This is a genomic window from Streptomyces sp. NBC_00483 (genome assembly GCF_036013745.1).
Taxonomy (GTDB): domain Bacteria; phylum Actinomycetota; class Actinomycetes; order Streptomycetales; family Streptomycetaceae; genus Streptomyces.
The window spans coordinates 5717366-5741002 of the sequence record NZ_CP107880.1 but is presented as its reverse complement, the minus strand read 5'-3'; the positions used below and the strand labels follow the sequence as shown (position 1 = coordinate 5741002).

The following is a 23637-nucleotide window of genomic DNA, read 5'->3' as shown; positions in this document are numbered from 1 at the left end:
ACCCCGGAGCCAGGACACGCCGGGCGCCCCGCTCGTGGCGACTAGGCCGCGGAGACGACGATCGCGACGATGATCAGGGCCCAGAACGCCACGGAAAGCCACCCGAGCACCAGCCCGCCGACCGCCATCCCGTCGCCGGATTCGCCCCGCTCCCGGATCTCCTTGCGCGCCATGTGGCCCAGGATCACCGCGGGGATCGCCGAGGCCCCGGCACTGAAGAACGTGCCCACACCGCACACCAGCGCCCCGATCGCCTTCCCGTTGGTCGGCGGGGGCGCCGGCAGGAACGTCCTGGGCACGCCCATCATCGGCTGCTGCATCTGCATCTGCTGCTGGGGCGCAGGACCCTGCGGCAGATCGGCGACGAGCATGGTCAGCTCCCCCACGGTGCGCGCCTGATAGGCCCGCTCGATCCGCCGCTCGTACTCGCTCTGCTGCAGCCGTCCTTCCGCGAACCCCGCGCGAAGCACATCGACGGCGCGCTCCCGGTCCGCATGCGCGGCCAGCATCGACGGCTGATGACCCTGATGGCCCGGCCACGGGACCGGCTGCCACGACGGATTCGACACGAGACCACTCCCCCGGGACCCGGACATGTTGTGGTGTCCATCATGCGTCAATACGCCGCAGGGCGGCCACCCCGGTTCTACCCGGGGTGACCGCCCTGCGGTTTCAAGCAGCTGCTCGCCTACTGGTTGTACGGACCGTAGTCGTAGTCCTCCAGCGGAACGGCCTGGCCGGAGCCGGTGCCGAACGGCGAGTAGTCGATGTCGTCGTAGCCGACGGCCGAGTACATCGCGGCCTTGGCCTCCTCGGTGGGCTCCACCCGGATGTTGCGGTAGCGGGACAGACCCGTACCGGCCGGGATGAGCTTACCGATGATGACGTTCTCCTTGAGGCCGATGAGGCTGTCGGACTTGGCGTTGATCGCCGCATCCGTCAGGACTCGGGTCGTCTCCTGGAAGGAGGCGGCCGACAGCCAGGATTCCGTCGCCAGCGAGGCCTTGGTGATACCCATCAGCTGCGGACGGCCGGAGGCGGGGTGACCGCCCTCGGTGACCACACGACGGTTCTCGCCCTCGAACTTCGAGCGCTCGACCAGCTCGCCGGGCAGCAGCTCGGCGTCGCCGGACTCGATGATCGTCACGCGGCGCAGCATCTGCCGGATGATGATCTCGATGTGCTTGTCGTGGATCGACACACCCTGCGAGTTGTAGACCTTCTGGACCTCGCCGACCAGGTGCACCTGGACCGCACGCTGACCCAGAATGCGCAGCACGTCGTGCGGGTTGGTGGCACCCACGGTCAGCTTCTGGCCGACCTCGACGTGGTCGCCCTCGCCCACCAGCAGACGGGCACGCTTCGAGATCGGGAACGGGATCTCGTCGCTGCCGTCGTCGGGGGTGACGACGAGCTTCTTGGTCTTCTCGGTCTCCTCAATGCGGACACGGCCCGCGGACTCGGAGATCGGGGCGACACCCTTCGGCGTACGAGCCTCGAAGAGCTCGACGACACGGGGCAGACCCTGGGTGATGTCGTCACCCGCCACACCACCGGTGTGGAAGGTACGCATCGTCAGCTGGGTACCGGGCTCACCGATGGACTGGGCGGCGATGATGCCGACCGCCTCACCGATGTCGACCAGCTTGCCGGTGGCCAGCGAGCGGCCGTAGCAGAAGGCACAGGTGCCGACCGCGGACTCACAGGTGAGCACCGAGCGGGTCTTGACGATCTCGACGCCGTGGGCGACGAGGGCGTCGATGAGCACGTCACCCAGGTCGACGTTGGCCGGCGCGATGACCTTGCCGTCGACGACGATGTCCTCGGCGAGCATGCGGGCATACACGCTGGTCTCGACGTCTTCGGTCTTGCGCAGCACGCCGTCGGCGCCACGCTCCGCGATCTGGAGCTTGAGGCCACGGTCGGTGCCGCAGTCCTCCTCGCGAATGATGACGTCCTGCGAGACGTCGACCAGACGACGGGTGAGGTAACCGGAGTCGGCGGTACGCAGAGCCGTGTCCGCAAGACCCTTACGAGCACCGTGAGTCGAGATGAAGTACTCCAGCACCGACAGGCCCTCACGGAAGGAGGCCTTGATCGGACGCGGGATCGTCTCGTTCTTGGCGTTCGACACCAGACCACGCATACCCGCGATCTGACGCATCTGCATCATGTTTCCTCGGGCACCCGAGTCAACCATCATGAAGATGGGGTTGGTCTTCGGGAAGTTCGCGTTCATCGCCTCGGAGACCTCATTGGTCGCCTTGGTCCAGATCGCGATGAGCTCCTGAGTGCGCTCTTCCTTCGTGATGAGACCGCGCTCGTACTGCTTCTGGACCTTCTCGTCCTGCGCCTCGTAGCCCGCGACGATTTCCTTCTTCGCCTCGGGAACGACGACGTCGGAGATGGCCACGGTGACGCCGGAGCGGGTGCCCCAGTAGAAGCCGGCCGCCTTCAGGTTGTCGAGCGTCGCCGCCACGATGACCTTGGGGTAGCGCTCCGCGAGGTCGTTGACGATCTCGCCGAGCTGCTTCTTGCCCACCGAGTAGTCGACGAACGGGTAGTCCTCGGGCAGCAGCTCGTTGAAGAGCGCGCGGCCCAGGGTCGTCCGCAGCCGGAAGCTGTCACCCGGCTGGTACTCGGGCTCACCCTCCTCGACGGGCGGCGGGGTCCAGCCGCGCGGCGGCATGGTGCCCACCGGGAAGCGGATGTCGACGGCCGACTGGAGCGCCAGCTCGCCGGCGTCGAACGCCATGGTCGCCTCGGCCGTGGAGCCGAACGCGCGGCCCTCGCCCTTGACGTCACGGAGCTCACCGTCGGTGGTGAGGAAGAACAGACCGAGGACCATGTCCTGGGTCGGCATCGTCACCGGACGGCCGTCGGCGGGCTTGAGGATGTTGTTCGAGGACAGCATCAGGATGCGGGCCTCGGCCTGCGCCTCCGCGGAGAGCGGCAGGTGCACGGCCATCTGGTCACCGTCGAAGTCCGCGTTGAACGCGGTGCAGACGAGCGGGTGGATCTGAATGGCCTTGCCCTCGACCAGCTGCGGCTCGAAGGCCTGGATGCCGAGGCGGTGCAGGGTGGGAGCACGGTTCAGCAGAACCGGGTGCTCGGCGATGACCTCTTCGAGGACGTCGTACACGACCGTGCGGCCGCGCTCCACCATGCGCTTGGCGCTCTTGATGTTCTGCGCGTGGTTCAGGTCGACCAGACGCTTCATCACGAACGGCTTGAAGAGCTCCAGCGCCATGGCCTTCGGGAGACCACACTGGTGCAGCTTCAGCTGCGGACCGACGACGATCACGGAACGCGCGGAGTAGTCCACACGCTTACCGAGAAGGTTCTGACGGAAACGACCCTGCTTGCCCTTGAGCATGTCGCTCAGGGACTTCAGCGGGCGGTTACCGGGACCGGTCACCGGGCGACCACGACGACCGTTGTCGAAGAGGGCGTCCACGGCCTCCTGGAGCATGCGCTTCTCGTTGTTCACGATGATCTCGGGCGCACCGAGGTCGAGAAGGCGCTTCAGGCGGTTGTTGCGGTTGATGACGCGGCGGTACAGGTCGTTCAGGTCGGAGGTCGCGAAGCGGCCACCGTCCAGCTGCACCATCGGACGCAGGTCCGGCGGGATGACCGGCACGCAGTCGAGCACCATGCCCTTGGGGCTGTTGCTGGTCTGCAGGAACGCGGAGACGACCTTGAGGCGCTTGAGCGCACGGGTCTTCTTCTGGCCCTTGCCGGTACGGATGATCTCGCGGAGACGCTCGGCCTCCTCCTCGAGGTCGAAGGTCTCGAGGCGCTTCTGCAGCGCCGCGGCACCCATCGAGCCGTCGAAGTACGTGCCGAAGCGGTCACGCAGCTCGCGGTAGAGGAGCTCGTCGCCCTCGAGGTCCTGGACCTTGAGGTTCTTGAAGCGCGACCAGACCTCGTCCAGACGGTCGATCTCGCGCTGCGCACGGTCGCGCAGCTGCTTCATCTCGCGCTCGGCACCCTCGCGCACCTTGCGGCGCACATCGGCCTTGGCACCCTCGGCCTCGAGCTCGGCCAGGTCGGTCTCGAGCTTCTTGGCGCGGGCCTCCAGGTCGGAGTCGCGACGGTTCTCGACCTGCTGACGCTCGACCTGGACGTGCGCCTCGAGGGAGGGCAGGTCGCGGGTACGACGCTCCTCGTCGACGAACGTGATCATGTACGCCGCGAAGTAGATGACCTTCTCGAGGTCCTTCGGGGCGAGGTCGAGCAGGTAGCCGAGGCGCGACGGGACGCCCTTGAAGTACCAGATGTGAGTGACCGGGGCGGCCAACTCGATGTGGCCCATCCGCTCACGACGCACCTTGGCGCGCGTGACCTCCACGCCGCAGCGCTCGCAGATGATGCCCTTGAAGCGGACGCGCTTGTACTTGCCGCAGTAGCACTCCCAGTCCCGGGTCGGACCGAAGATCTTCTCGCAGAAGAGCCCGTCCTTTTCCGGCTTGAGCGTGCGGTAGTTGATGGTCTCGGGCTTCTTGACCTCGCCATGGCTCCACTGACGAATGTCGTCAGCGGTGGCCAGACCGATCCGGAGCTCATCGAAGAAGTTGACGTCGAGCACTATGCGTCAATCCCTCTCAGGGTTGTAAGTCTGTGGTCTGAAACGGGGGTCGAGGGGTCGGCGGGGGCCCGTTTCCGGGCCCCTACCGGACTCCCGTCAGACCTCTTCGACGCTGCTCGGCTCGCGCCGGGACAGGTCGATGCCGAGCTCCTCCGCTGCGCGGAAGACGTCCTCGTCGGTGTCGCGCATCTCGATGGACATGCCGTCCGAGGACAGCACCTCCACGTTGAGGCACAGGGACTGCATTTCCTTGATGAGCACCTTGAAGGACTCGGGAATGCCGGGCTCGGGGATGTTCTCGCCCTTGACGATGGCCTCGTAGACCTTCACGCGGCCGGTGACGTCGTCGGACTTGATCGTCAGCAGCTCCTGGAGGGCGTAAGCGGCGCCATAAGCCTCAAGCGCCCACACCTCCATCTCACCGAAGCGCTGGCCACCGAACTGAGCCTTACCACCCAGCGGCTGCTGGGTGATCATCGAGTACGGACCGGTCGAACGGGCGTGCAGCTTGTCGTCGACCAGGTGGTGCAGCTTGAGGATGTACATGTAGCCGACCGAGATCGGCTCCGGGAACGGCTCGCCGGAGCGGCCGTCGAACAGGTGCGCCTTACCGGACGGGAGGACCATGCGGTCGCCGTCGCGGTTCGGCCGGGCGTTCTCGAGCAGGCCCGCGAGCTCGTCCTCACGCGCACCGTCGAAGACCGGGGTCGCGACGTTCGTACGCGGCTCGACCTGGTCGGCGCCGATCGACTGCAGGCTCTGGGCCCACTGGTCGCTCAGGCCGGAGACGTCCCAGCCCTGGCTGGCGAGCCAGCCGAGGTGGATCTCCAGGACCTGTCCCGGGTTCATTCGGGACGGCACACCCAGCGGGTTGAGGATGATGTCGACCGGGGTGCCGTCCTCCAGGAACGGCATGTCCTCGATCGGGTTGATCTTCGAGATGACGCCCTTGTTGCCGTGACGGCCGGCGAGCTTGTCACCATCGGTGATCTTGCGCTTCTGGGCCACGTAGACACGAACCAGCTGGTTCACGCCCGGCGGCAGCTCGTCGCCCTCTTCGCGGTCGAAGACGCGGACGCCGATGACCTTGCCGATCTCACCGTGCGGCACCTTCAGCGAGGTGTCGCGCACCTCGCGCGCCTTCTCACCGAAGATCGCGCGGAGCAGGCGCTCCTCCGGCGTCAGCTCGGTCTCACCCTTGGGCGTGACCTTGCCGACGAGGATGTCGCCGGCGACGACCTCGGCACCGATACGGATGATGCCGCGCTCGTCGAGGTCGGCGAGGACCTCCTCGGAGACGTTCGGGATGTCCCGGGTGATCTCCTCCGGGCCGAGCTTGGTGTCACGGGCGTCGACCTCGTGCTCCTCGATGTGGATCGAGGAGAGGACGTCGTCCTGCACGAGGCGCTGCGACAGGATGATCGCGTCCTCGTAGTTGTGACCCTCCCACGGCATGAACGCCACGAGCAGGTTCTTACCGAGGGCCATCTCGCCCTCTTCGGTCGCGGGACCGTCGGCCAGGACCTGGCCGGTGATGATCCGCGCGCCCTCGTCCACGACGACCTTCTGGTTGACAGAAGTGCCCTGGTTCGAGCGGGAGAACTTGTGCAGGCGGTACGTGCTGTACGTGCCGTCGTCGTTGGCGGTGGTGATGTAGTCCGCGGAGACCTCCTGGACCACACCGTCCTTGTCGGCCTTGAGCACGTCGCCGGCGTCGGTGGCGCAGCGGTACTCCATGCCGGTGCCGACGAGCGGCGCCTCGGACTTAATCAGCGGCACGGCCTGACGCATCATGTTCGCGCCCATGAGGGCACGGTTGGCGTCGTCGTGCTCGAGGAACGGGATCATCGCGGTCGCGACCGACACCATCTGGCGCGGCGAGACGTCCATGTAGTCGACGTCCGTGCCGGGCACGTAGTCGACCTCTCCGCCACGACGGCGGACCAGGACGCGGGCCTCGGCGAAGGTCAGCTCCTCCGTCAGCGGCGCGTTGGCCTGCGCGATGACGAAGCGGTCCTCCTCGTCGGCCGTCAGGTAGTCGACGTCGTCGGTGACGACGCCCTCGATGACCTTGCGGTACGGCGTCTCGATGAAGCCGAACGGGTTGATCCGGCCGTACGAGGCGAGCGAGCCGATGAGACCGATGTTGGGACCTTCAGGGGTCTCAATCGGGCACATGCGGCCGTAGTGCGAGGGGTGCACGTCTCGGACCTCGAAGCCCGCCCGCTCACGGGACAGACCACCCGGGCCGAGGGCGTTCAGACGACGCTTGTGCGTCAGCCCCGACAGCGGGTTGTTCTGGTCCATGAACTGGGACAGCTGCGAGGTACCGAAGAACTCCTTGATCGACGCCACGACCGGGCGAATGTTGATCAGGGTCTGCGGCGTGATCGCCTCGACGTCCTGGGTCGTCATGCGCTCACGCACGACGCGCTCCATACGGGCGAGACCCGTACGGACCTGGTTCTGGATGAGCTCGCCGACGTTACGGATACGACGGTTGCCGAAGTGGTCGATGTCGTCGGTCTCGACGACGATCTCCCGGCCCGACTCGCCCACCGTCTCCGTCTCGCCCGCGTGAAGCTTCACGAGGTACTTGATGGAGGCGATGATGTCGTCGGTCGTGAGCACGCCGGCGTCCAGCGGCTCCTCGGCACCGAGCTTCTTGTTCACCTTGTAGCGGCCGACCTTCGCGAGGTCGTAGCGCTTCGAGTTGAAGTAGAGGTTCTCGAGCAGCGTCTGCGCGGCTTCACGCGTGGGCGGCTCGCCCGGACGCAGCTTGCGGTAGATGTCGAGCAGCGCGTCGTCCTGGCCCTGGGTGTGGTCCTTCTCCAGGGTGGCGCGCATGGACTCGTACTGGCCGAACTCCTCGAGGATCTGCTCGGTCGTCCAACCGAGAGCCTTCAGGAGAACGGTGACGGACTGCTTGCGCTTGCGGTCGATGCGCACACCGACCATGTCGCGCTTGTCGATCTCCATCTCCAGCCAGGCACCCCGGGACGGGATGATCTTGGCGGAGAAGATGTCCTTGTCGGACGTCTTGTCGATGGAGGAGTCGAAGTAGACACCCGGCGAGCGGACCAGCTGGGAGACAACGACACGCTCGGTGCCGTTGATGACGAAGGTGCCCTTGTTGGTCATGAGCGGGAAGTCGCCCATGAAGACCGTCTGGGACTTGATCTCGCCGGTCTCGTTGTTGGTGAACTCGGCGGTGACGAAGAGCGGAGCCGCGTACGTGAAGTCGCGCTCCTTGCACTCGTCGATCGAGTTCTTCGGCGGTTCGAAGCGGTGGTCGCGGAACGTCAGGGACATCGACCCGGAGAAGTCCTCGATCGGGGAGATCTCCTCGAAGATCTCCTCCAGACCGGACTTCCTGGGGACGTCCTGACCCGACTCGAGAGCCGCCTCGACCCGACTCTGCCAAGCGGTGTTTCCGAGCAGCCAGTCAAAGCTCTCGGTTTGCAGCGCGAGCAGGTTCGGGACCTCGAGGGGCTCCCTGATCTTTGCAAAGGAGATGCGCAGCGGGGCGGTGCTGGCGCCGTTGTTCGTATTCGCGATCGAGGCGTTGCGCGAGGCGGCCAAGAGGGGGTCCTTCCGAGGGCTCGGACTCACTACGCGCGTACCGGTCCCAAGCCATACACGGGACAGAGCCCCTGATCTGGCATATGGCCAGGTCAGAGCCGATTCAATCCACAGTGCTGAGGCGAGGGCATGCCCCTGGTGACGGGCAGGGAGCAGCTAACAGGCAGCGCAAAGGGACAGTGTAGCCAGAAGGCCCACTGATGTCCAGTGCGGGTTTTTTGAGACCCTCGTTGTTCTCATCCGTTCACCGTCTGCGGCGTTCCCTGTGCGCTGAGCGCACATCCTTACTGCCCTCTTCGCCGTCGATCCATGCCTCGGATCCGGATCGTTGTGACGACGCGTCCTGAGAATTGCGCGCTGCGTGCTGTTCGTCAAGGCCCCCTCTTGGCCGAACAGGGGTGGCGCCAGGCACAACGAAGATCACCATACTCTGCACGTCCGACAGCGCAAGGCACCCTCGGCCTGCGATCCGGACAACGCCGAAGGGCGACCACCCAGTTGGGTGATCGCCCTTCGGTACCTCGGCGTTACAGCTCCCGAGGGAGCAATTTCACCGGAGAAGAGTCGACAGACTCGAAGAGGTCTTACTTGACCTCGACGGCCGCGCCGGCAGCCTCGAGCTGCTCCTTGGCCTTCGCGGCAGCGTCCTTGGCGACCTTCTCGAGGACCGGCTTCGGGGTGCCGTCGACGAGGTCCTTGGCCTCCTTGAGGCCCAGGGAGGTCAGCTCGCGCACGACCTTGATGACCTGGATCTTCTTGTCACCGGCGCCGGTGAGGATGACGTCGAACTCGTCCTGCTCCTCGACGGCCTCGGCGGCGGCGCCACCAGCGGCACCGGCGACGACGACGGGGGCGGCAGCGGCAGCCTCGACGTCGAACTTGTCCTCGAAGGCCTTCACGAACTCGGAGAGCTCGATGAGGGTCATCTCCTCGAACTGCGCAAGCAGCTCGTCCTGGGTGAGCTTCGCCATGATGGCGGTCCTTCCACTAAATCGGCAGGTGCCGGATGTACTGGGTGAGGCGGGCGTACGTTCGGGCCCGCTGCGATCCCTGCCGCCCGGTCAGGCGGCGAGGATCAAAAAGCGAGCCGAGTTACTCGGCACCGCCCTGCTCGTCCTGCTTGGCACGGAGCGCGTCCACGGTGCGGACGAGCTTCGTCGGCAGCGCGTTGAAGACGGAGGCAGCCTGCGACTGCTTCGCCTTGAAGGCACCGGCCAGCTTGGACAGCAGAACCTCGCGGGACTCGAGGTCCGCAAGCTTCTTGATCTCGTCGGCGGACAGCGCCTTGCCGTCAAGGACACCGCCCTTGATGACGAGATTCGGGTTCTCCTTGGCGAAGTCACGAAGACCCTTGGCCGACTCCACCGGGTCACCGGTGACGAAGGCAACCGCCGTCGGACCGTTGAACAGGTCGTCCAGCGTGTTGATCCCGGCCTCGTTGGCCGCGATCTTGGTCAGCGTGTTCTTCACCACGGCGTACTCGGAGTTCTCACCGAGCGAACGGCGCAGCTGCTTGAGCTGGGCCACGGTGAGACCCCGGTACTCGGTCAGCACAGCGGCGTTCGAGCTGCGGAACTTGTCCGTGAGCTCGGCTACCGCGGCAGCCTTGTCGGGCGTCGGCATAGAGCGTCGGCCTCCTTCCGGGTGATGAGGACCGCTCGCAAGGAGGCTGGGGAAAACGAAACGCCCCGGCGCAGGCGCACGGGGCGTGAGCTCGACCGGATTCCCCGAAGGGGTTCCAGGAGCACTTCCACGGTCACCTGCGCGGGTCGTCCGCAGTTTCAGCGGATCCTTCGGCCACCGAACCCTCTTGCGAGCGCACGGCAACGACCAGCGGTCTTTGGCTTCTGTGGAAGGTTACGTGAAAGAGAGCGTGTCGAGCAAATCCGCTCAGACGCCGCGGTCGACCCCCTAAGAGGCAGAACCGGCGCTGCTGCCGGCGCCGCCGGAGGCCCCGCCGAGCTCCTTGAGCATCTTCATCATGTCGAAGGTCTGGCTCGCGGGCGGCACGTCGGCCTTCACCGCGGCGCCGTAGTCGGAGAACTTCTCCGACACCTGGATGGCGCCCTGCGAGCTGTCCATCGTGACGTCGAGCCGGACCGGCAGGTCGTCCTTGTTGATCCACAGCTCGGTGTCGTAGGTCTTGATACCGGCCTTCTTGACGTTCTTGAGCAGCTGGTCGCGCTCCGACTTGCCGAGGACCTTCAGCGAGTCGTTCTTCGCCATCATCTCGTCGACCGTCAGCTTGCCCTTGTAGTGCTGCGTCTCGGCGCCGTCCACCGTGGCCGAACCGAGGTGCTTCAGGTTGGGCGAGTCCAGCAGGACGGCGATCTGCTGGGCCGGGTCCTGGTTCATGTTGTCCAGGCTGCCGGTCATCTGGCTCGCCAGCTTCTCGTCGCCGGACTTCTTCGCCATGGCGGCGAGGTCCATCTTCATCCAGCGCTTGCCGTCCATGGACTTGGCGGCATTGGCGCCCATGTCCATGTACATCACGTTGTCCTGCATGAGCATGCGGATGTTCTTGGGCGCGTCCGCGCCGCCCCCCGAGAGCGCGGCGCCGGACATCGTCATATCCATGACGGTCGGGTCCCAGCCCATGGTGCCGGACATCTTCATGTCGCCGCCGCCCTGGGCAGCCGTCGGCATCTTCATGGTCATCTCGACCTTGGCGGACTTGGCCGCGGAGGTCTTCGTGTACGCGGCCTTGACGGCCTGCGCGACCGACTGGGACCCCGTCCCGGAGGCCTTGTCGCCGCCCTTGTCGTCCCCGCCACTACAAGCGGCGACGGCCGAACACAGCAGCGCGGTGGCAGCGGCAGCGCCGACCACACGTCGTACGGAAACAGTCATCTTGAATCCCACCCCTTGGTGCGTCTCGATCTGTCCGCACGATAGCGGACGCCTCGGACAGCCCGCCCACAGCTTCATCCGGCGCCGGTGACGTCCGCGAAGTCGACGGTGTCCCGTGCTGCCGGGCGTTCGGCCGCTGCCGGGGCGCCGTATTCGCGGTAGTGGACGGTCACCGTGAAGTCGCCCACGTGCTGGGTGCGCCGCACCAGGAGATGCCGGGCATCGAGCCATACGTCGATGTGCCGGCGGCCGGAGGTCCCCCGGTAGTGGGTGGTCCGTGTGCCGCGCACGGCCTCCCGGCCCACCCTGTGGACGTCCTCGGCCCCGATGAGGTCCTTGAGGGGGTCGGCCGGGGTGAGGTCGCTGCGGGTGTCGTAGGGGCGGCGGATCCAGTGCCGGCCGCCCTGGAGCTCGGCGAACCGGTCGCTCATGCGCGTGTACTGGGCGTCCGGAAGGAAGCGCGTCTGGGACGGGTCGCCACCCAACGCGCGCGTGGAGGTCGCCAGTTCGCCGCCCGTGCCCCGTACGGTCACGGTGCCCTCGACGCCGTCCGACCAGCCGAGCGCGCCCGTGCTGCGCGAGGTCAGCCGCTTGCCGGTGGTCATCGTCGCGTCGACGCGCGCCGAGCCCACCGCGACGACCTGCTGCCGGGCCGTGCGCAGCGCCTCGCGTGCTTCGCGCGCCTCGCCGGCCCCGTGCTCCTGTGTCCCGCCGCAGGCGGTGAGCAGGATGCCCACGGCTGCCAGAGTCACCACGCGCGCGTACCGCAGCATCCACTCCCCCAGTCGGTCACCGCGAAGCTAGCGCAGCCACGGCACCGTACGGACCGGAAAAGCGGAACGGGCCCCGCACCTCGAAAGGTGCGGGGCCCGTAGCCGACTTCAGTGAGCCTTAAGGGGCTCAGACCGCGGCCGGGTCCTCCTCGACGAGGAGGTTGCGGGTGCGGTTGGAGTCGAGCTGAATGCCGGGGCCCACCGTGGTGCTGATGGCGGCCCGCTTGATGTAGCGACCCTTGGCGGCGGACGGCTTCAGGCGGAGGATCTCCTCCAGGGCCGCGCCGTAGTTCTCCACCAGCTTGGCGTCGTCGAAGGACACCTTGCCGATGATGAAGTGCAGGTTCGCGTGCTTGTCGACGCGGAACTCGATCTTGCCGCCCTTGATCTCGTTCACGGCCTTGACCACGTCCGGCGTCACGGTGCCGGTCTTCGGGTTCGGCATGAGGCCACGCGGACCGAGCACGCGGCCGAGGCGGCCGACCTTGCCCATGAGGTCCGGGGTGGCGACAACGGCGTCGAACTCGTTCAGGCGGTCGCCCTTGGCGATCTCGGCGATGAGCTCGTCGGAGCCGACGATGTCGGCGCCAGCGGCTTCCGCGGCCGCAGCACGGTCACCGGTCGCGAAGACCAGGACCCGGGCGGTCTTACCGGTGCCGTGCGGGAGGTTCACGGTGCCACGGACCATCTGGTCGGCCTTGCGCGGGTCAACGCCCAGGCGGAAGGCGATCTCGACGGTGCCGTCGAACTTCGACGTGGAGGTCTCCTTGGCGAGACGGACGGCCTCGAGCGGGGCGTAGAGCTTGGCCCCGTCGATCTTGGCGTCCGCAGCGCGGAGAGACTTGCTGCGCTTGCTCACTTGCTTCTCCTGAGTTCTAGAGGAGTCGTGGTGCGGGCCGAGCAGGCCCTGCCACGGATGGATCTACGAGGTGGAGGTCAGCCCTCGACCGTGACGCCCATGGAGCGGGCGGTGCCGGCGATGATCTTGGACGCGGCGTCCAGGTCATTGGCGTTGAGGTCGGGCATCTTGGTGGTGGCGATCTCGCGGACCTGCGCCTCGGTGATCTTGGCGACCTTGGTCTTGTGCGGCTCGCCAGAGCCCTTCTCGACACCAGCGGCCTTGAGGATCATCTTCGCGGCCGGCGGGGTCTTGGTGATGAAGGTGAAGGAACGGTCTTCGTAGACCGTGATCTCCACCGGGATGACCCAACCGCGCTGCGACTCGGTCGCGGCGTTGTAGGCCTTGCAGAACTCCATGATGTTCACGCCGTGCTGGCCCAGCGCGGGGCCGACAGGCGGGGCCGGGTTGGCGGCGCCGGCCTGGATCTGGAGCTTGATAAGCCCCGTGACCTTCTTCTTCTTGGGAGGCATGTGCTCTCTCTCCGGGTCTTAGTGAGAGTGTTCAGCCACCATCCTGATCAAGGCTGATCGATGATCGTCCAGATCATCCGGATGGAGGCATACCGCACAACGATAACGGGTATCCATGCGCGGCTAAAAACCGAGCAGGTCAGACAGGCTTTTCAGCCCGTCTGACCTGTTCGGAAGCGTGTGCCCAGAAGGCGCCGGAAGGGCTAGTTCTTCTGGATCTGGTCGAAGCTCAGCTCGACCGGGGTCTCGCGACCGAAGATCTCGACGAGGCCCTTGACCTTCTTCGAGTCGGCGTTGATCTCGTTGATCGTCGCCTGCAGCGTCGCGAACGGGCCGTCGGTGACGGTGACCGAGTCGCCGACCTCGAAGTCCAGGACCTGGACCTCGACCTTGCGCTGCGGCGCCGGCTTGCCCTCGGACTCGGCGGCCTCGCGGGCGGCCTTCTCCTCGGCCTCCGGGGCCAGCATCTTGACGATCTCGTCCAGGGTCAGCGGGTACGGGTCGTAGGCGTTGCCCACGAAGCCGGTGACGCCGGGCGTGTTACGGACGACGCCCCAGGACTCGTTCGTCAGATCCATGCGGACGAGAACGTAACCGGGCAGCTTGTTCTGCCGGACGTTCTTGCGCTCGCCGTTCTTGATCTGGACGATCTCTTCCTCGGGGACCTCGGCCTGGTAGATGAACTCCTCGACGTTGAGCGAGACGGCGCGCTGCTCCAGGTTCGCCTTCACGCGCTTCTCGTAGCCCGCGTAGGTGTGGATCACGTACCAGTCGCCGGGCAGGAACCGCAGTTCCTCGCGGAGCGCGGTGATCGGGTCGACCGGCTCCTCCTCGACGGCTTCCTCGGCCTCGACGGCTTCCTCGGCCTCGGCCGGGACGTCCTCCGCCTGGGCTTCCTCGGCGGCCTCGGCGTCGGCGTCCACCACGGTCTCGACCGCGGCTTCCTCGGCGGGCTCGCCGGCAGCGATGTCGGCAGCCTCTGCCTGGTCCGGGTCCTCGGCGTCCGCCGCCTCGACGATGTCGAGCTCGTCCTCAGCGGACTCGACCGGCTCGATCGCCTCGTTCAGGTTCGGGTCAGACACTGTGGCTGCTTCTTCCTGGATACATAGGGGTGGAACGCGCGAAAGGGGCGCCGGACTTCGGCGCCCTCCGCTTTTCGGCTCAGCCGAATACGTACTTGACAAGGTGGTTGAAGCCATAGTCAATCACGGTGACAAGACCGATCATGATGACGACGAACACAATCACCACTGTGGTGTACGTCGAGAGCTGATTGCGAGTCGGCCAGACGACCTTGCGGAGTTCCGCGACGATCTGGCGGTAGAAGAGCGCGAGACGGCCGAAGGGGCCCTTCTTTCCGCGCTTGCCGCCCTTACGGGCCTTCTTGGACTCCAGTGCCTCAGCATCAGGCTTGTCGATGGAGCCCACGGCGTCCGTCACTCGTCCTCACCTGATTCCGGGTCGTGGCCGTGCCGCGCCCGGTGGAGCCGCACGGCGGTGCAATGCAGTACGTACATGCGCACACATCCTGGCGAAGGAGTGTGTAGCAGGGCCGGAGGGACTTGAACCCCCAACCGCTGGTTTTGGAGACCAGTGCTCTACCAATTGAGCTACGACCCTTTGTCTCCCCCAACGTACCGCATCCGCCCTGACGCACGGAGTGCAGTCGGAAGGCGCGGCCGTTGAAGGCCAACGAGCAGTGAGTGTACGTGTTCCGGAGCCCCCCGTCGAACGAGCAACATCCGCAAGTGGATCAAGAGTGGATCCCATGCTCTTCGAAACCCGTGTGCCGGGCGGGTTTCCGGTCTGGAACGATGGGGTCATGAGCGCTGCAACTCCTTCTCCGTCCGCAGGTTCCTCTCCCACCGAGCGTCGGGTGTCGGCCCGGGTCGGTTCGATCTCCGAGTCCGCGACCCTCGCCGTCGACGCCAAGGCCAAGGCCCTCAAGGCCGCCGGGCGCCCGGTGATCGGCTTCGGCGCCGGTGAACCCGACTTCCCGACGCCGGACTACGTGGTCGAGGCGGCCATCGAGGCCTGCAAGAACCCGAAGTTCCACCGCTACACCCCGGCCGGCGGTCTGCCCGAGCTGAAGGCCGCGATCGCCGCGAAGACGCTGCGCGACTCCGGCTACGAGGTCGACGCCTCGCAGATCCTGGTGACGAACGGCGGCAAGCAGGCCATCTACGAGGCGTTCGCCGCGATCCTCGACCCGGGCGACGAGGTCATCGTCCCGGCCCCGTACTGGACCACGTACCCGGAGTCGATCCGCCTCGCGGGCGGTGTGCCGGTGGAGGTCGTCGCCGACGAGACGACCGGCTACCGCGTCTCCGTGGAGCAGCTGGAGGCCGCGCGCACCGAGCGCACGAAGGTCGTGCTGTTCGTGTCGCCGTCGAACCCGACGGGCGCCGTGTACAGCGAGGCCGACGCGGAGGCCATCGGCCGCTGGGCCGTGGAGCACGGCCTGTGGGTGATGACGGACGAGATCTACGAGCACCTCGTCTACGGAGACGCGAAGTTCACGTCGCTGCCGGCGCTCCTTCCGGAGCTGCGCGACAAGTGCATCGTGGTCAACGGTGTCGCGAAGACGTACGCGATGACCGGCTGGCGCGTCGGGTGGATCATCGGCCCGAAGGACGTGGTGAAGGCCGCGACGAACCTGCAGTCGCACGCCACTTCGAACGTCTCCAACGTGGCGCAGGCGGCCGCGCTCGCCGCCGTGTCCGGCGACCTGACGGCCGTGGAGAAGATGCGCGAGGCCTTCGACCGGCGTCGTAAGACGATCGTGCGGATGCTCAACGAGATCGACGGCATCGTCTGCCCGGAGCCCGAGGGTGCCTTCTACGCGTACCCGTCGGTGAAGGGTCTGCTCGGCAAGGAGATCCGCGGCAAGCGCCCGCAGGACAGCGTCGAGCTGGCCGCGCTCATCCTGGAGGAGGCCGAGGTCGCGGTGGTTCCGGGCGAGGCCTTCGGCACGCCGGGTTACCTGCGGCTGTCGTACGCGCTCGGTGACGAGGACCTCGTCGAGGGCGTCTCGCGCATCCAGAAGCTGCTCGCCGAGGCGCGCGACTGAGCTTCTACGTAAGTGTGTGCAAGCGGGCCGTCTCCCTCCGGAGGCGGCCCGCTTGTTCGTTCGGACGGGTCCCCGAAGGTGGAAAGGCGCTACCGGTACGACAGGTGCGTACGGCAGGATCTTGGGATGGAGCGTGTAGGACGTGATGTACGTCAGTTGCCGAAGGCCCACCTGCATCTGCACTTCACCGGGTCGATGCGGCCCACGACCCTGTTGGAACTCGCCGACAAATACGGAGTGCGGCTCCCGGACGCGCTGACCGGGGCCGAGCCACCGAAGCTGCGGGCGACGGACGAGCGGGGCTGGTTCCGCTTTCAGCGGCTCTACGATGCGGCGCGTTCCTGTCTGCGGGCTCCCGAGGACATTCAGCGTCTGGTGCGGGAGGCCGCGGAGGAGGACATCGCGGACGGGTCCGGGTGGCTGGAGATCCAGGTCGATCCGACCTCGTACGCGCCGCGTCTCGGCGGCCTGATCCCGGCTCTGGAGATCATCCTCGACGCCGTGGACAGCGCCGCGCGGGAGACCGGGCTCGGGATGCGCGTCCTCGTCGCCGCGAACCGTATGAAGCACCCGCTGGACGCCCGTACGCTGGCGCGGCTCGCGGTGCGGTACGCGGACCGGGGCATCGTCGGTTTCGGGCTCTCCAACGACGAACGGCGGGGCATGGCGCGGGACTTCGACCGGGCCTTCGCCATCGCGCGCGAGGGCGGGCTGCTTTCGGCGCCGCACGGGGGCGAGCTGACCGGCCCCTCGTCCGTGCGCGACTGCCTCGACGACCTGGATGCCACGCGGGTCGGCCACGGCGTGCGGGCAGCCGAGGATCCGCGACTGCTGAAGCGCCTCGCGGACGGGGGCGTGACCTGCGAGGTGTGCCCGGCCTCGAACGTCGCCCTCGGCGTCTACGAGAAGCCCGAGGACGTGCCGCTGCGCACGCTGTACGACGCCGGGGTGCCGATGGCGCTGGGCGCCGACGACCCGCTCCTGTTCGGCTCGCGGCTCGCCGCCCAGTACGACATCGCGCGTCGCCACCACGGCTTCTCCGACGCCGAACTGGCCGAACTCGCCCGGCAGTCGGTGCGCGGCTCGGCGGCCCCCGAGGACATCAGGGAGAAGCTTCTGAGCGGCGTGGACGAGTGGCTCGCGGCCTGAGCGGACCGTCCGACCGGCCGACCGCCGGCTCAAGCGATCCCGCTCAGGCGATCCCGTTCAGTAGGGTGCGCGCGATGTGGGCCGCGAACTCGTCCACCGGCTGGGGCGGTCTGCCGTCCGGGGACATCTCGTAGGCGAAGGCGCGCTGGGAGCACGCACCCAGGAGGAGTGAGGCGGCCGCATACGTGTCGGCTTCGGCGCCGATGCGTCCGGACTTCTGTTCGGCCCGCAAGTAGGCGTCAAGACCCTGGATCGGCTTGTGCGGCCCGGTGCCCAGTTCCCGCATCACCTCTTCGTGGCGGCGCTTGAGCTTGGGCTCCGCATACAGGGACGCGGCCATCGGGAACGTCTGCTCGTAGAAGAGCGCCGCTTCACGGGCGATCTCGGTGAGGTTCTGCTCGACCGTGCGGTCGGGGTCTCCCGCGCCTTCCGTGAGGAGTCGACCGAGAAGAGAACCCAGCTTCGGGAGGCGCTCGTTGAGCACCGTCACGAAGAGCTCCTCCTTGTTCGCGAAGTACTTGTAGAGCGCCGCTTCGGAGCAGTCCGCCGCCTTGGCGATCTCCTTGGTGGTCGTGCGGGCGAGCCCGATGCTCAGCATGAGCTCGTGGGCCGCCTCGACGATGCGGACACGGGCCGGCTTCTGGTCCATGTGGGCTCCAACCAACCTTGACGCGGGGGTGAGTACTCACTCACTCTAAAGGTGAATCGAGGTGAGTGAATACTCACCCACCAAGCGACGCACACCTGGAGGTACGCCATGAAGCTCACGGTTTTCGGTGCGACGGGCGGGATCGGACAGGAGATCGTCAGGCAGGCCCTGGCGGCCGGGCACGAGGTCACGGCGGTGGTCCGCGACCCCGCGAGGCTCACCGTGACCGGCGAGCGCCTGGAGGTGGTCCGCGGCGACCTGAAGGACCCCGAGTCGCTGCGCCCGGCGGTCGCGGGCCGGGACGCCGTGCTGTCCGGCCTGGGCGCCCGCAGGCGCGCGGACGCGGGCATCGCCACCGAGCTCACGCGGTCGGTCCTGAAGGCGATGGAGGCGGAGGGCGTGCGCAGGCTGCTGGTGGTCAGCGCGGGTCCGGTGGGTCCCGAGCCGGCGGGCTCGCCGCTGATCGACCGCGTGATGCTGAAAATGGTCGGCGCGATCCTCAAGGGCGTCTATGTCGATCTGACCGCCATGGAGGCCGAGTTGGCGCGCAGCGCCACGGACTGGACCTCGGTGCGGCCGCCCCGCCTCCAGGACAAGCCGCTCACCGGTTCGTACCGCACGGTCGTCGGCGGCTTCCCGCGCGCGGGTCGCTTCGCCGGCCGCGCGGACGTGGCGCACGCGATGCTGGCGATGGTGGACGACCCGGCGACGGTGAAGCAGGGCGTCGGGGTCGCCTACTAGGCGGCCCGGGGCCGGGGGCGGCTCAGAGGCTGACGCCGACCGTCACCGGCTCGTTGACCAGCGTCACGCCGAAGACGTCCCTGACCCCGGCGACGACCTCACGGGCGAGCGCGAGCAGGTCCTCCGTGGTGGCCTCGCCGCGGTTCGTCAGGGCGAGCGTGTGCTTGGTGGAAATGCGGGCGGGGCCGGTCCCGTAGCCCTTGGTGAAGCCCGCCTTGTCGATGAGCCAGGCCGCGGAGGTCTTGGTGAGGCCCTCCCCCGCGGGGAACGCGGGGGCCTTCGCGTCCGTCCCCAGACGCTCGACCACGCGCGCGTGGAAGGCCGCGAACTCCGCATCCGTAAGGATCGGGTTGGTAAAGAACGAGCCCGCCGACCATGTGTCGTGGTCCTCCGGGTCGAGCACCATGCCCTTGCCGCCGCGCAGCTTCAGGACCGTCTCGCGCGCGAGGGCGGCGGACACGCGCTCGCCCGCCTCGACGCCGAGGGAGCGCGCGGTCTCCGGGTACTTCAGGGGCGCGCTGAGGCCGCCCGCATCCTCCAGCTCGAACCGCACACGCAGCACTACGTAGCGGTCGGGTTCGGCCTTGAAGCGGCTGTGCCGGTACGAGAAGGCGCACTCGGCGTTCGGGATCGTGACGGTCTCGCCGGTCGTGCGGTCGTAGGCGATCACCTCGGTGATCGTGGAGGAGACCTCCTGGCCGTACGCACCCACGTTCTGGATCGGCGTCGCGCCCGCGGAGCCGGGGATCCCTGCGAGGCACTCGACGCCCGCGAGCCCGGCCTCGACGGTGCGCTCGACGGCGTCGGTCCAGGTCTCACCGGCCGCCAGTTCCAGCTTCGTACCGTCGAGTTCGAAGCCCTTGGTGGCGATGCGCAGGGCCGTGCCCGCGAAGCCCTTGTCGCCGATGACGAGGTTGCTGCCGCCGCCGATGATCAGCAGCGGCGTACCGGCGGCGTCGGCCTCGCGCACCGCGTCGACCACCTCGGTGTCGGTGGTCGCGGTGAGCAGCCGGGTGGCGGGCCCGCCGAGCCGGAAGGTGGTCAGGGGGGCGAGAGGGGCGTCCTGGAGTTCCTGCACGCGCTCAAGGGTACGAGAACGGCCCCGCCGCTCGGACGGGGCCGCCATTGCCGTGGCCGGGCTCACTGGAAGCCCGGAACGATCAGGCGTTCTCCAGGGCCGGAGCAGGCTCGGAATCCGGTGCGCCGGGCTTGGCGCGCCCCTCACGCGGGATGAACAGGGCGGCGACACCGGCCAGGGCCACGAGCGCTGCGCCCACCCACAGCGCGGGCTCGATCCCGTTCACGAAGTGCTGTGCGGAGTCGTAGCCGCCCTGAGCCGAGAAGACCGACGCCATGACCGCGATGCCAAGCGCACCGCCGACCTCGCGCAGCGCGTTGTTGGCGCCGGATGCGATGCCCTGCTCCTGCGGAAGGACGCTGGACATGACCAGGTTGGCGGCCGGAGCGAAGTAGAGGGCCATGCCGACGCCGCTGACGATCAGGGCCGGCAGCTGGGCGGCGTACGAGACGTCGGCGGAGACCACGGCGGCGAACCAGCCGAGTCCGACGGCCTGGAGGAACAGCCCCGCCGCGACGACGGGCCGGCCGCCGATGCGGTCCGAGAGGATGCCGGCGATCGGTGCGACGAGCATCGGCATGCCGGTCCAGGGCAGCATCCTGAGGCCCGCCTCGGTCGGCGAGTAGCCGAGCACACCCTGGAGGAACTGGCTGAGCAGGAAGATCGAGCCGAACATCCCGAGGAACATCAGCAGGCTCGCGGCGTTTATCCCGGAGAAGGCCCGGGAGCGGAAGAGCCGCATGGGCAGCATGGAGTTCTCGTTGCGGATTCCGTGGCGCACAAACCCGGCGAGCAGCGCCGTCCCCGCGAACAGGCCGGTCAGCACGAGGGGATCGGTCCACCCGACGACGGGCGAGCGCACCAGGCCGTACACGATGCCGAACAGACCGCCGCTGGCGAGCAGGGTGCCCACGATGTCGAGCCGTGCGCCGGGGCCGTACGACTCCTTCAGGCGCAGCCGGGCGAGCGGCAGCAGGGCGAGGCCCAGCGGAACGTTCAGCCAGAAGATCCAGTGCCAGGAGATGTGCTCGGTGAGGCTGCCGCCGATGAGCGGCCCCGAGGCGACCGCGAGCCCGTTGACCGCGCCCCAAATCCCGTATGCGAGGCCGCGCTTGGCCGCCGGGACCGCCGCGGTGAGCAGGGTCAGGGTGAGCGGCATCATGATCGCGGCACCAACACCCTGCACGGCGCGGGCGACGATCAGCGCGTCGATGCCGGTGGACATGGCCGCGGCCGCGGAAGCGCCGGTGAAGATCGTGATCCCGACCAGGAAGAGCCGCCTGCGCCCGAACCGGTCGCCGAGCGCCGCGCCGAACATCAGCAGGACGGCGAAGGTGAGCGTGTACGCGCTGACCGTCCACTCCAGGTCGTCGAGCGCGCCGCCGAGATCCTGCCGGATGGACGGCAGGGCCGTGGTGACGACGAGGTTGTCGAGGGCCGCCATGAATCCGGCGATGCTGGTGATGACGAGGGCCCAGACGGCTCCCCCGCGCTGCGCTGGTGCTGTGGTGCCTGACATTGCTTCCCCCAGTGACCTTTGGTTAGTTATTGATGACTAACTTTCGTGGGTACAAAAGTGCGCACCCCTGTGACACATGCCGTGCTACTTGGACTTCGGTGACGCGAAACAGCCGGTCCAGACCCGGTGCTCGGGCGGGAACCCCATCGACACCAGGACGTTGATCAGCATCCCCACCGCGAGGAACTGGCTCGCCTCTTCGACATCCGCCCCCATCGCCAGCAGAACAGTGTCGTACATCTCCATCCACAGACCGCGCAGCTCTTCACCGAACTCCGGGTCACCGGACGCTTCCGCCGCGGCCACGGCGACGTACATCTGCATCTGCATGAGCAGCATGTCCGGGTCGTCCGCGATGAGCGACAGATAGGCCGCGCCCAAGGCCTCCTCGACCTCGGCCGCCTCCACCCCCTCGACCGCCCTCCGGAACACCCCGGTGACGCCTTCACAGCAACGCCGGGACGCGGCAAGGAAGATGGCTTCCTTGCCCGGGAAGAGCCGGAAGAGATACGGCTGCGACACACCCACACGCTTGGCGATCGCCTCGGTGGACGTGCCCTTGTAGCCGCCGCGGGCGAATTCGACCATCGCCGCACGGATGACGCTCTCGCGCCGCTCCTCCGCACTCATCCTGACCATGCGAGAAAGTTAGTGGCCAATCACTATCTAAGTCAACCCCCGCATGTGAGCAGGGACACACGTAAGGGGCACCCTCAAAGAGGGTGCCCCTTACGCACAGCTACGTAGATGGCGATCAGTCCGAGCGGTCAGACCAGCTGAACGACCGCCCGCGACATCCCGAGCACCTTCTGCCCCGCGCTCATGGCGGTCAGGTCGACCCGTACGCGGTTGTCGTCGAGCTTGGCCGCGACCTTGGCGCTGACCTCTATCTCGGCGCCCTTGTCGTCGTTCGGCACGACGACCGGCTTGGTGAAGCGGACGCCGTACTCGACGACGGCGGCCGGGTCGCCGGCCCAGTCGGTGACGACACGGACCGCCGCGGCCATGGTGAACATGCCGTGCGCGATCACGTCCGGCAGGCCGACCTCGACCGCGAACTTCTCGTTCCAGTGGATCGGGTTGAAGTCACCGGAGGCGCCCGCGTACTGCACGAGCGTGGCGCGCGTCACGGGGAAGGACTGCGCGGGCAGCTCGGTGCCGACCTCGACATCGGCGTACTTGATGTTCGTCGCCATGGCGATCAGGCCTCCTCAGCGGCGCGCGAGACGAGCTTGGTCCAGGCGGTCACGACGTGCTCACCGGCCTCGTCGTGCACCTCACCGCGGACGTCGATGATGTCGTTGCCCGCAAGGGACTTGATGCCCTCGATGGTGGAGGTCACGGTCAGCGTGTCGCCGGCCCGCACCGGGCGCGTGTAGGCGAACTTCTGGTCACCGTGCACGACGCGGCTGTAGTCGAGCCCCAGCTCCGGGTCGTGGATGACCTCGCCCGCGGCCTTGAAAGTGATCGCGAACACAAAGGTCGGCGGCGCGATCACATCGGGGTGACCGAGCTCCTCGGCGGCGGCACGGTCGACGTACGCGGGGTTCGTGTCCCCCACCGCCTCCGCGAACTCACGGATCTTCTCCCGGCCGACCTCGTACGAGGTGGTGGGCGGATAGGTCCGCCCCACGAAGGACTGGTCGAGCGCCATGGGCTCGGTACCTCCTGGATGTGTTCTTGATCTGCCTGATCTACGAAACGACACGAGGCCGCCCCCGAAGTGGGGACGGCCTCGTGTACGAGCCTGATTTATCGCGTTTCGCGGTGCGCGGTGTGCGCGTTGCAACGCGGGCAGTGCTTCTTCATCTCAAGACGGTCCGGGTTGTTACGCCGGTTCTTCTTGGTGATGTAGTTCCGCTCCTTGCACTCCACGCAGGCCAGCGTGATCTTCGGGCGGACGTCGGTGGCAGCCACGTGAGTGCACTCCTTGACGAACGGATGGGACAAAGGTTTAACGCATAAAAGAGTAGCCGATCGAAGGACCGACCCCAGAATCGGCTACTGTCAGTAGCGGTGACCGGACTTGAACCGGTGACACAGCGATTATGAGCCGCTTGCTCTACCGACTGAGCTACACCGCTGTGATGCAAGCGACGCGAACGACGTCTGCACCAGAGCCCCAATGCGGAATCGAACCGCAGACCTTCTCCTTACCATGGAGACGCTCTACCGACTGAGCTATTGGGGCGAGCGATGAAGACATTACACGGTTGCGCGCCGATCGCCCAAATCCGTTTCGCGCCCCCGCCCGCCGGGAACGATGC

Annotated in this window: 21 protein-coding genes and 3 tRNA genes; 3 read left to right on the top strand and 21 right to left on the bottom strand. The window is 67.3% G+C overall.

Annotation, left to right across the window (positions count from 1 at the left end):
- Window positions 1-41: 41 nt before the first annotated feature.
- From OHA73_RS25800 to OHA73_RS25745, 12 genes are all read right to left on the bottom strand, one after another.
- Window positions 42-569, bottom strand: a complete 528-nt coding sequence (locus OHA73_RS25800; RefSeq protein WP_266713058.1) for a DUF1707 and DUF4190 domain-containing protein — start codon at window positions 567-569, stop codon at window positions 42-44.
- Window positions 570-688: 119 nt separating this feature from the next.
- Entirely contained in the window at window positions 689-4588 is a 3900-nt protein-coding gene (locus OHA73_RS25795; protein ID WP_266713056.1) for a DNA-directed RNA polymerase subunit beta', read from the bottom strand.
- Window positions 4589-4684: 96 nt separating this feature from the next.
- Complete coding sequence (rpoB, locus tag OHA73_RS25790; RefSeq protein ID WP_266713054.1) at window positions 4685-8170, bottom strand: DNA-directed RNA polymerase subunit beta; 3486 nt, start codon at window positions 8168-8170, stop codon at window positions 4685-4687.
- A 584-nt stretch (window positions 8171-8754) separates the two neighbouring features.
- Window positions 8755-9141 carry a 50S ribosomal protein L7/L12 gene (gene rplL, locus OHA73_RS25785; protein ID WP_266713052.1) on the bottom strand — a complete coding sequence of 129 codons (387 nt, stop codon included), beginning with the start codon at window positions 9139-9141 and terminating at the stop codon, window positions 8755-8757.
- A gap of 121 nt (window positions 9142-9262) precedes the next feature.
- The gene (gene rplJ / locus OHA73_RS25780; protein WP_266713050.1) at window positions 9263-9793 is read right to left on the bottom strand and encodes a 50S ribosomal protein L10; all 531 of its coding nucleotides are present in this window, start codon (window positions 9791-9793) and stop codon (window positions 9263-9265) included.
- Between the two features lie 288 nt (window positions 9794-10081).
- Window positions 10082-11020 (bottom strand): hypothetical protein, encoded by a 939-nt coding sequence (locus tag OHA73_RS25775; RefSeq protein WP_266713048.1) that lies wholly within the window; start codon window positions 11018-11020, stop codon window positions 10082-10084.
- Window positions 11021-11094: 74 nt separating this feature from the next.
- Window positions 11095-11772, bottom strand: a complete 678-nt coding sequence (locus OHA73_RS25770) for a hypothetical protein (RefSeq protein WP_327656250.1) — start codon at window positions 11770-11772, stop codon at window positions 11095-11097.
- 148 nt (window positions 11773-11920) lie between these two features.
- Window positions 11921-12652, bottom strand: coding sequence for a 50S ribosomal protein L1 (gene rplA, locus OHA73_RS25765; protein ID WP_266713044.1), 732 nt, complete (start codon window positions 12650-12652; stop codon window positions 11921-11923).
- A 77-nt stretch (window positions 12653-12729) separates the two neighbouring features.
- Window positions 12730-13164, bottom strand: a complete 435-nt coding sequence (gene rplK, locus OHA73_RS25760; protein WP_040252631.1) for a 50S ribosomal protein L11 — start codon at window positions 13162-13164, stop codon at window positions 12730-12732.
- A gap of 203 nt (window positions 13165-13367) precedes the next feature.
- The gene (gene nusG / locus OHA73_RS25755) at window positions 13368-14246 is read right to left on the bottom strand and encodes a transcription termination/antitermination protein NusG (RefSeq protein WP_327656249.1); all 879 of its coding nucleotides are present in this window, start codon (window positions 14244-14246) and stop codon (window positions 13368-13370) included.
- Window positions 14247-14325: 79 nt separating this feature from the next.
- Window positions 14326-14604 (bottom strand): preprotein translocase subunit SecE, encoded by a 279-nt coding sequence (secE, locus tag OHA73_RS25750; RefSeq protein ID WP_266713038.1) that lies wholly within the window; start codon window positions 14602-14604, stop codon window positions 14326-14328.
- Between the two features lie 107 nt (window positions 14605-14711).
- A tRNA-Trp gene (locus tag OHA73_RS25745) sits at window positions 14712-14784 on the bottom strand.
- Window positions 14785-14986: 202 nt separating this feature from the next.
- On the opposite strand from OHA73_RS25745, the gene OHA73_RS25740 reads away from it, so the two are divergent.
- Window positions 14987-16234 carry a pyridoxal phosphate-dependent aminotransferase gene (locus OHA73_RS25740; RefSeq protein WP_266713036.1) on the top strand — a complete coding sequence of 416 codons (1248 nt, stop codon included), beginning with the start codon at window positions 14987-14989 and terminating at the stop codon, window positions 16232-16234.
- Window positions 16235-16360: 126 nt separating this feature from the next.
- On the top strand, window positions 16361-17383 hold the full coding sequence (locus OHA73_RS25735; RefSeq protein ID WP_266713034.1) for an adenosine deaminase: 1023 nt from the start codon (window positions 16361-16363) through the stop codon (window positions 17381-17383).
- A gap of 43 nt (window positions 17384-17426) precedes the next feature.
- Here the strand turns inward: OHA73_RS25735 and OHA73_RS25730 are convergent, their stop codons facing one another.
- A complete protein-coding gene (locus tag OHA73_RS25730) occupies window positions 17427-18032 on the bottom strand; it encodes a TetR/AcrR family transcriptional regulator (RefSeq protein WP_327656248.1) in 606 nt (201 codons plus the stop codon).
- Window positions 18033-18140: 108 nt separating this feature from the next.
- On the opposite strand from OHA73_RS25730, the gene OHA73_RS25725 reads away from it, so the two are divergent.
- A complete protein-coding gene (locus OHA73_RS25725; protein WP_267069524.1) occupies window positions 18141-18773 on the top strand; it encodes an NAD(P)-dependent oxidoreductase in 633 nt (210 codons plus the stop codon).
- A gap of 22 nt (window positions 18774-18795) precedes the next feature.
- Here the strand turns inward: OHA73_RS25725 and OHA73_RS25720 are convergent, their stop codons facing one another.
- The 8 genes from OHA73_RS25720 to OHA73_RS25685 form a co-directional block, all read right to left on the bottom strand.
- On the bottom strand, window positions 18796-19851 hold the full coding sequence (locus OHA73_RS25720) for a UDP-N-acetylmuramate dehydrogenase (RefSeq protein WP_443063129.1): 1056 nt from the start codon (window positions 19849-19851) through the stop codon (window positions 18796-18798).
- A gap of 82 nt (window positions 19852-19933) precedes the next feature.
- Window positions 19934-21370: a DHA2 family efflux MFS transporter permease subunit gene (locus OHA73_RS25715; RefSeq protein WP_327656246.1), complete on the bottom strand. Its 1437-nt coding sequence runs from the start codon at window positions 21368-21370 to the stop codon at window positions 19934-19936.
- 84 nt (window positions 21371-21454) lie between these two features.
- Window positions 21455-22009 (bottom strand): TetR/AcrR family transcriptional regulator, encoded by a 555-nt coding sequence (locus OHA73_RS25710; RefSeq protein WP_327656245.1) that lies wholly within the window; start codon window positions 22007-22009, stop codon window positions 21455-21457.
- A gap of 128 nt (window positions 22010-22137) precedes the next feature.
- On the bottom strand, window positions 22138-22566 hold the full coding sequence (locus OHA73_RS25705) for a MaoC family dehydratase (RefSeq protein WP_327656244.1): 429 nt from the start codon (window positions 22564-22566) through the stop codon (window positions 22138-22140).
- Window positions 22567-22571: 5 nt separating this feature from the next.
- Window positions 22572-23024: a MaoC family dehydratase N-terminal domain-containing protein gene (locus OHA73_RS25700; protein WP_266713020.1), complete on the bottom strand. Its 453-nt coding sequence runs from the start codon at window positions 23022-23024 to the stop codon at window positions 22572-22574.
- 98 nt (window positions 23025-23122) lie between these two features.
- Window positions 23123-23287: a 50S ribosomal protein L33 gene (gene rpmG / locus OHA73_RS25695; protein WP_003948671.1), complete on the bottom strand. Its 165-nt coding sequence runs from the start codon at window positions 23285-23287 to the stop codon at window positions 23123-23125.
- A gap of 94 nt (window positions 23288-23381) precedes the next feature.
- Window positions 23382-23454: transfer RNA gene (locus OHA73_RS25690), tRNA-Met, on the bottom strand.
- A 34-nt stretch (window positions 23455-23488) separates the two neighbouring features.
- Window positions 23489-23561 (bottom strand) — tRNA-Thr (locus OHA73_RS25685).
- Window positions 23562-23637: the final 76 nt, after the last annotated feature.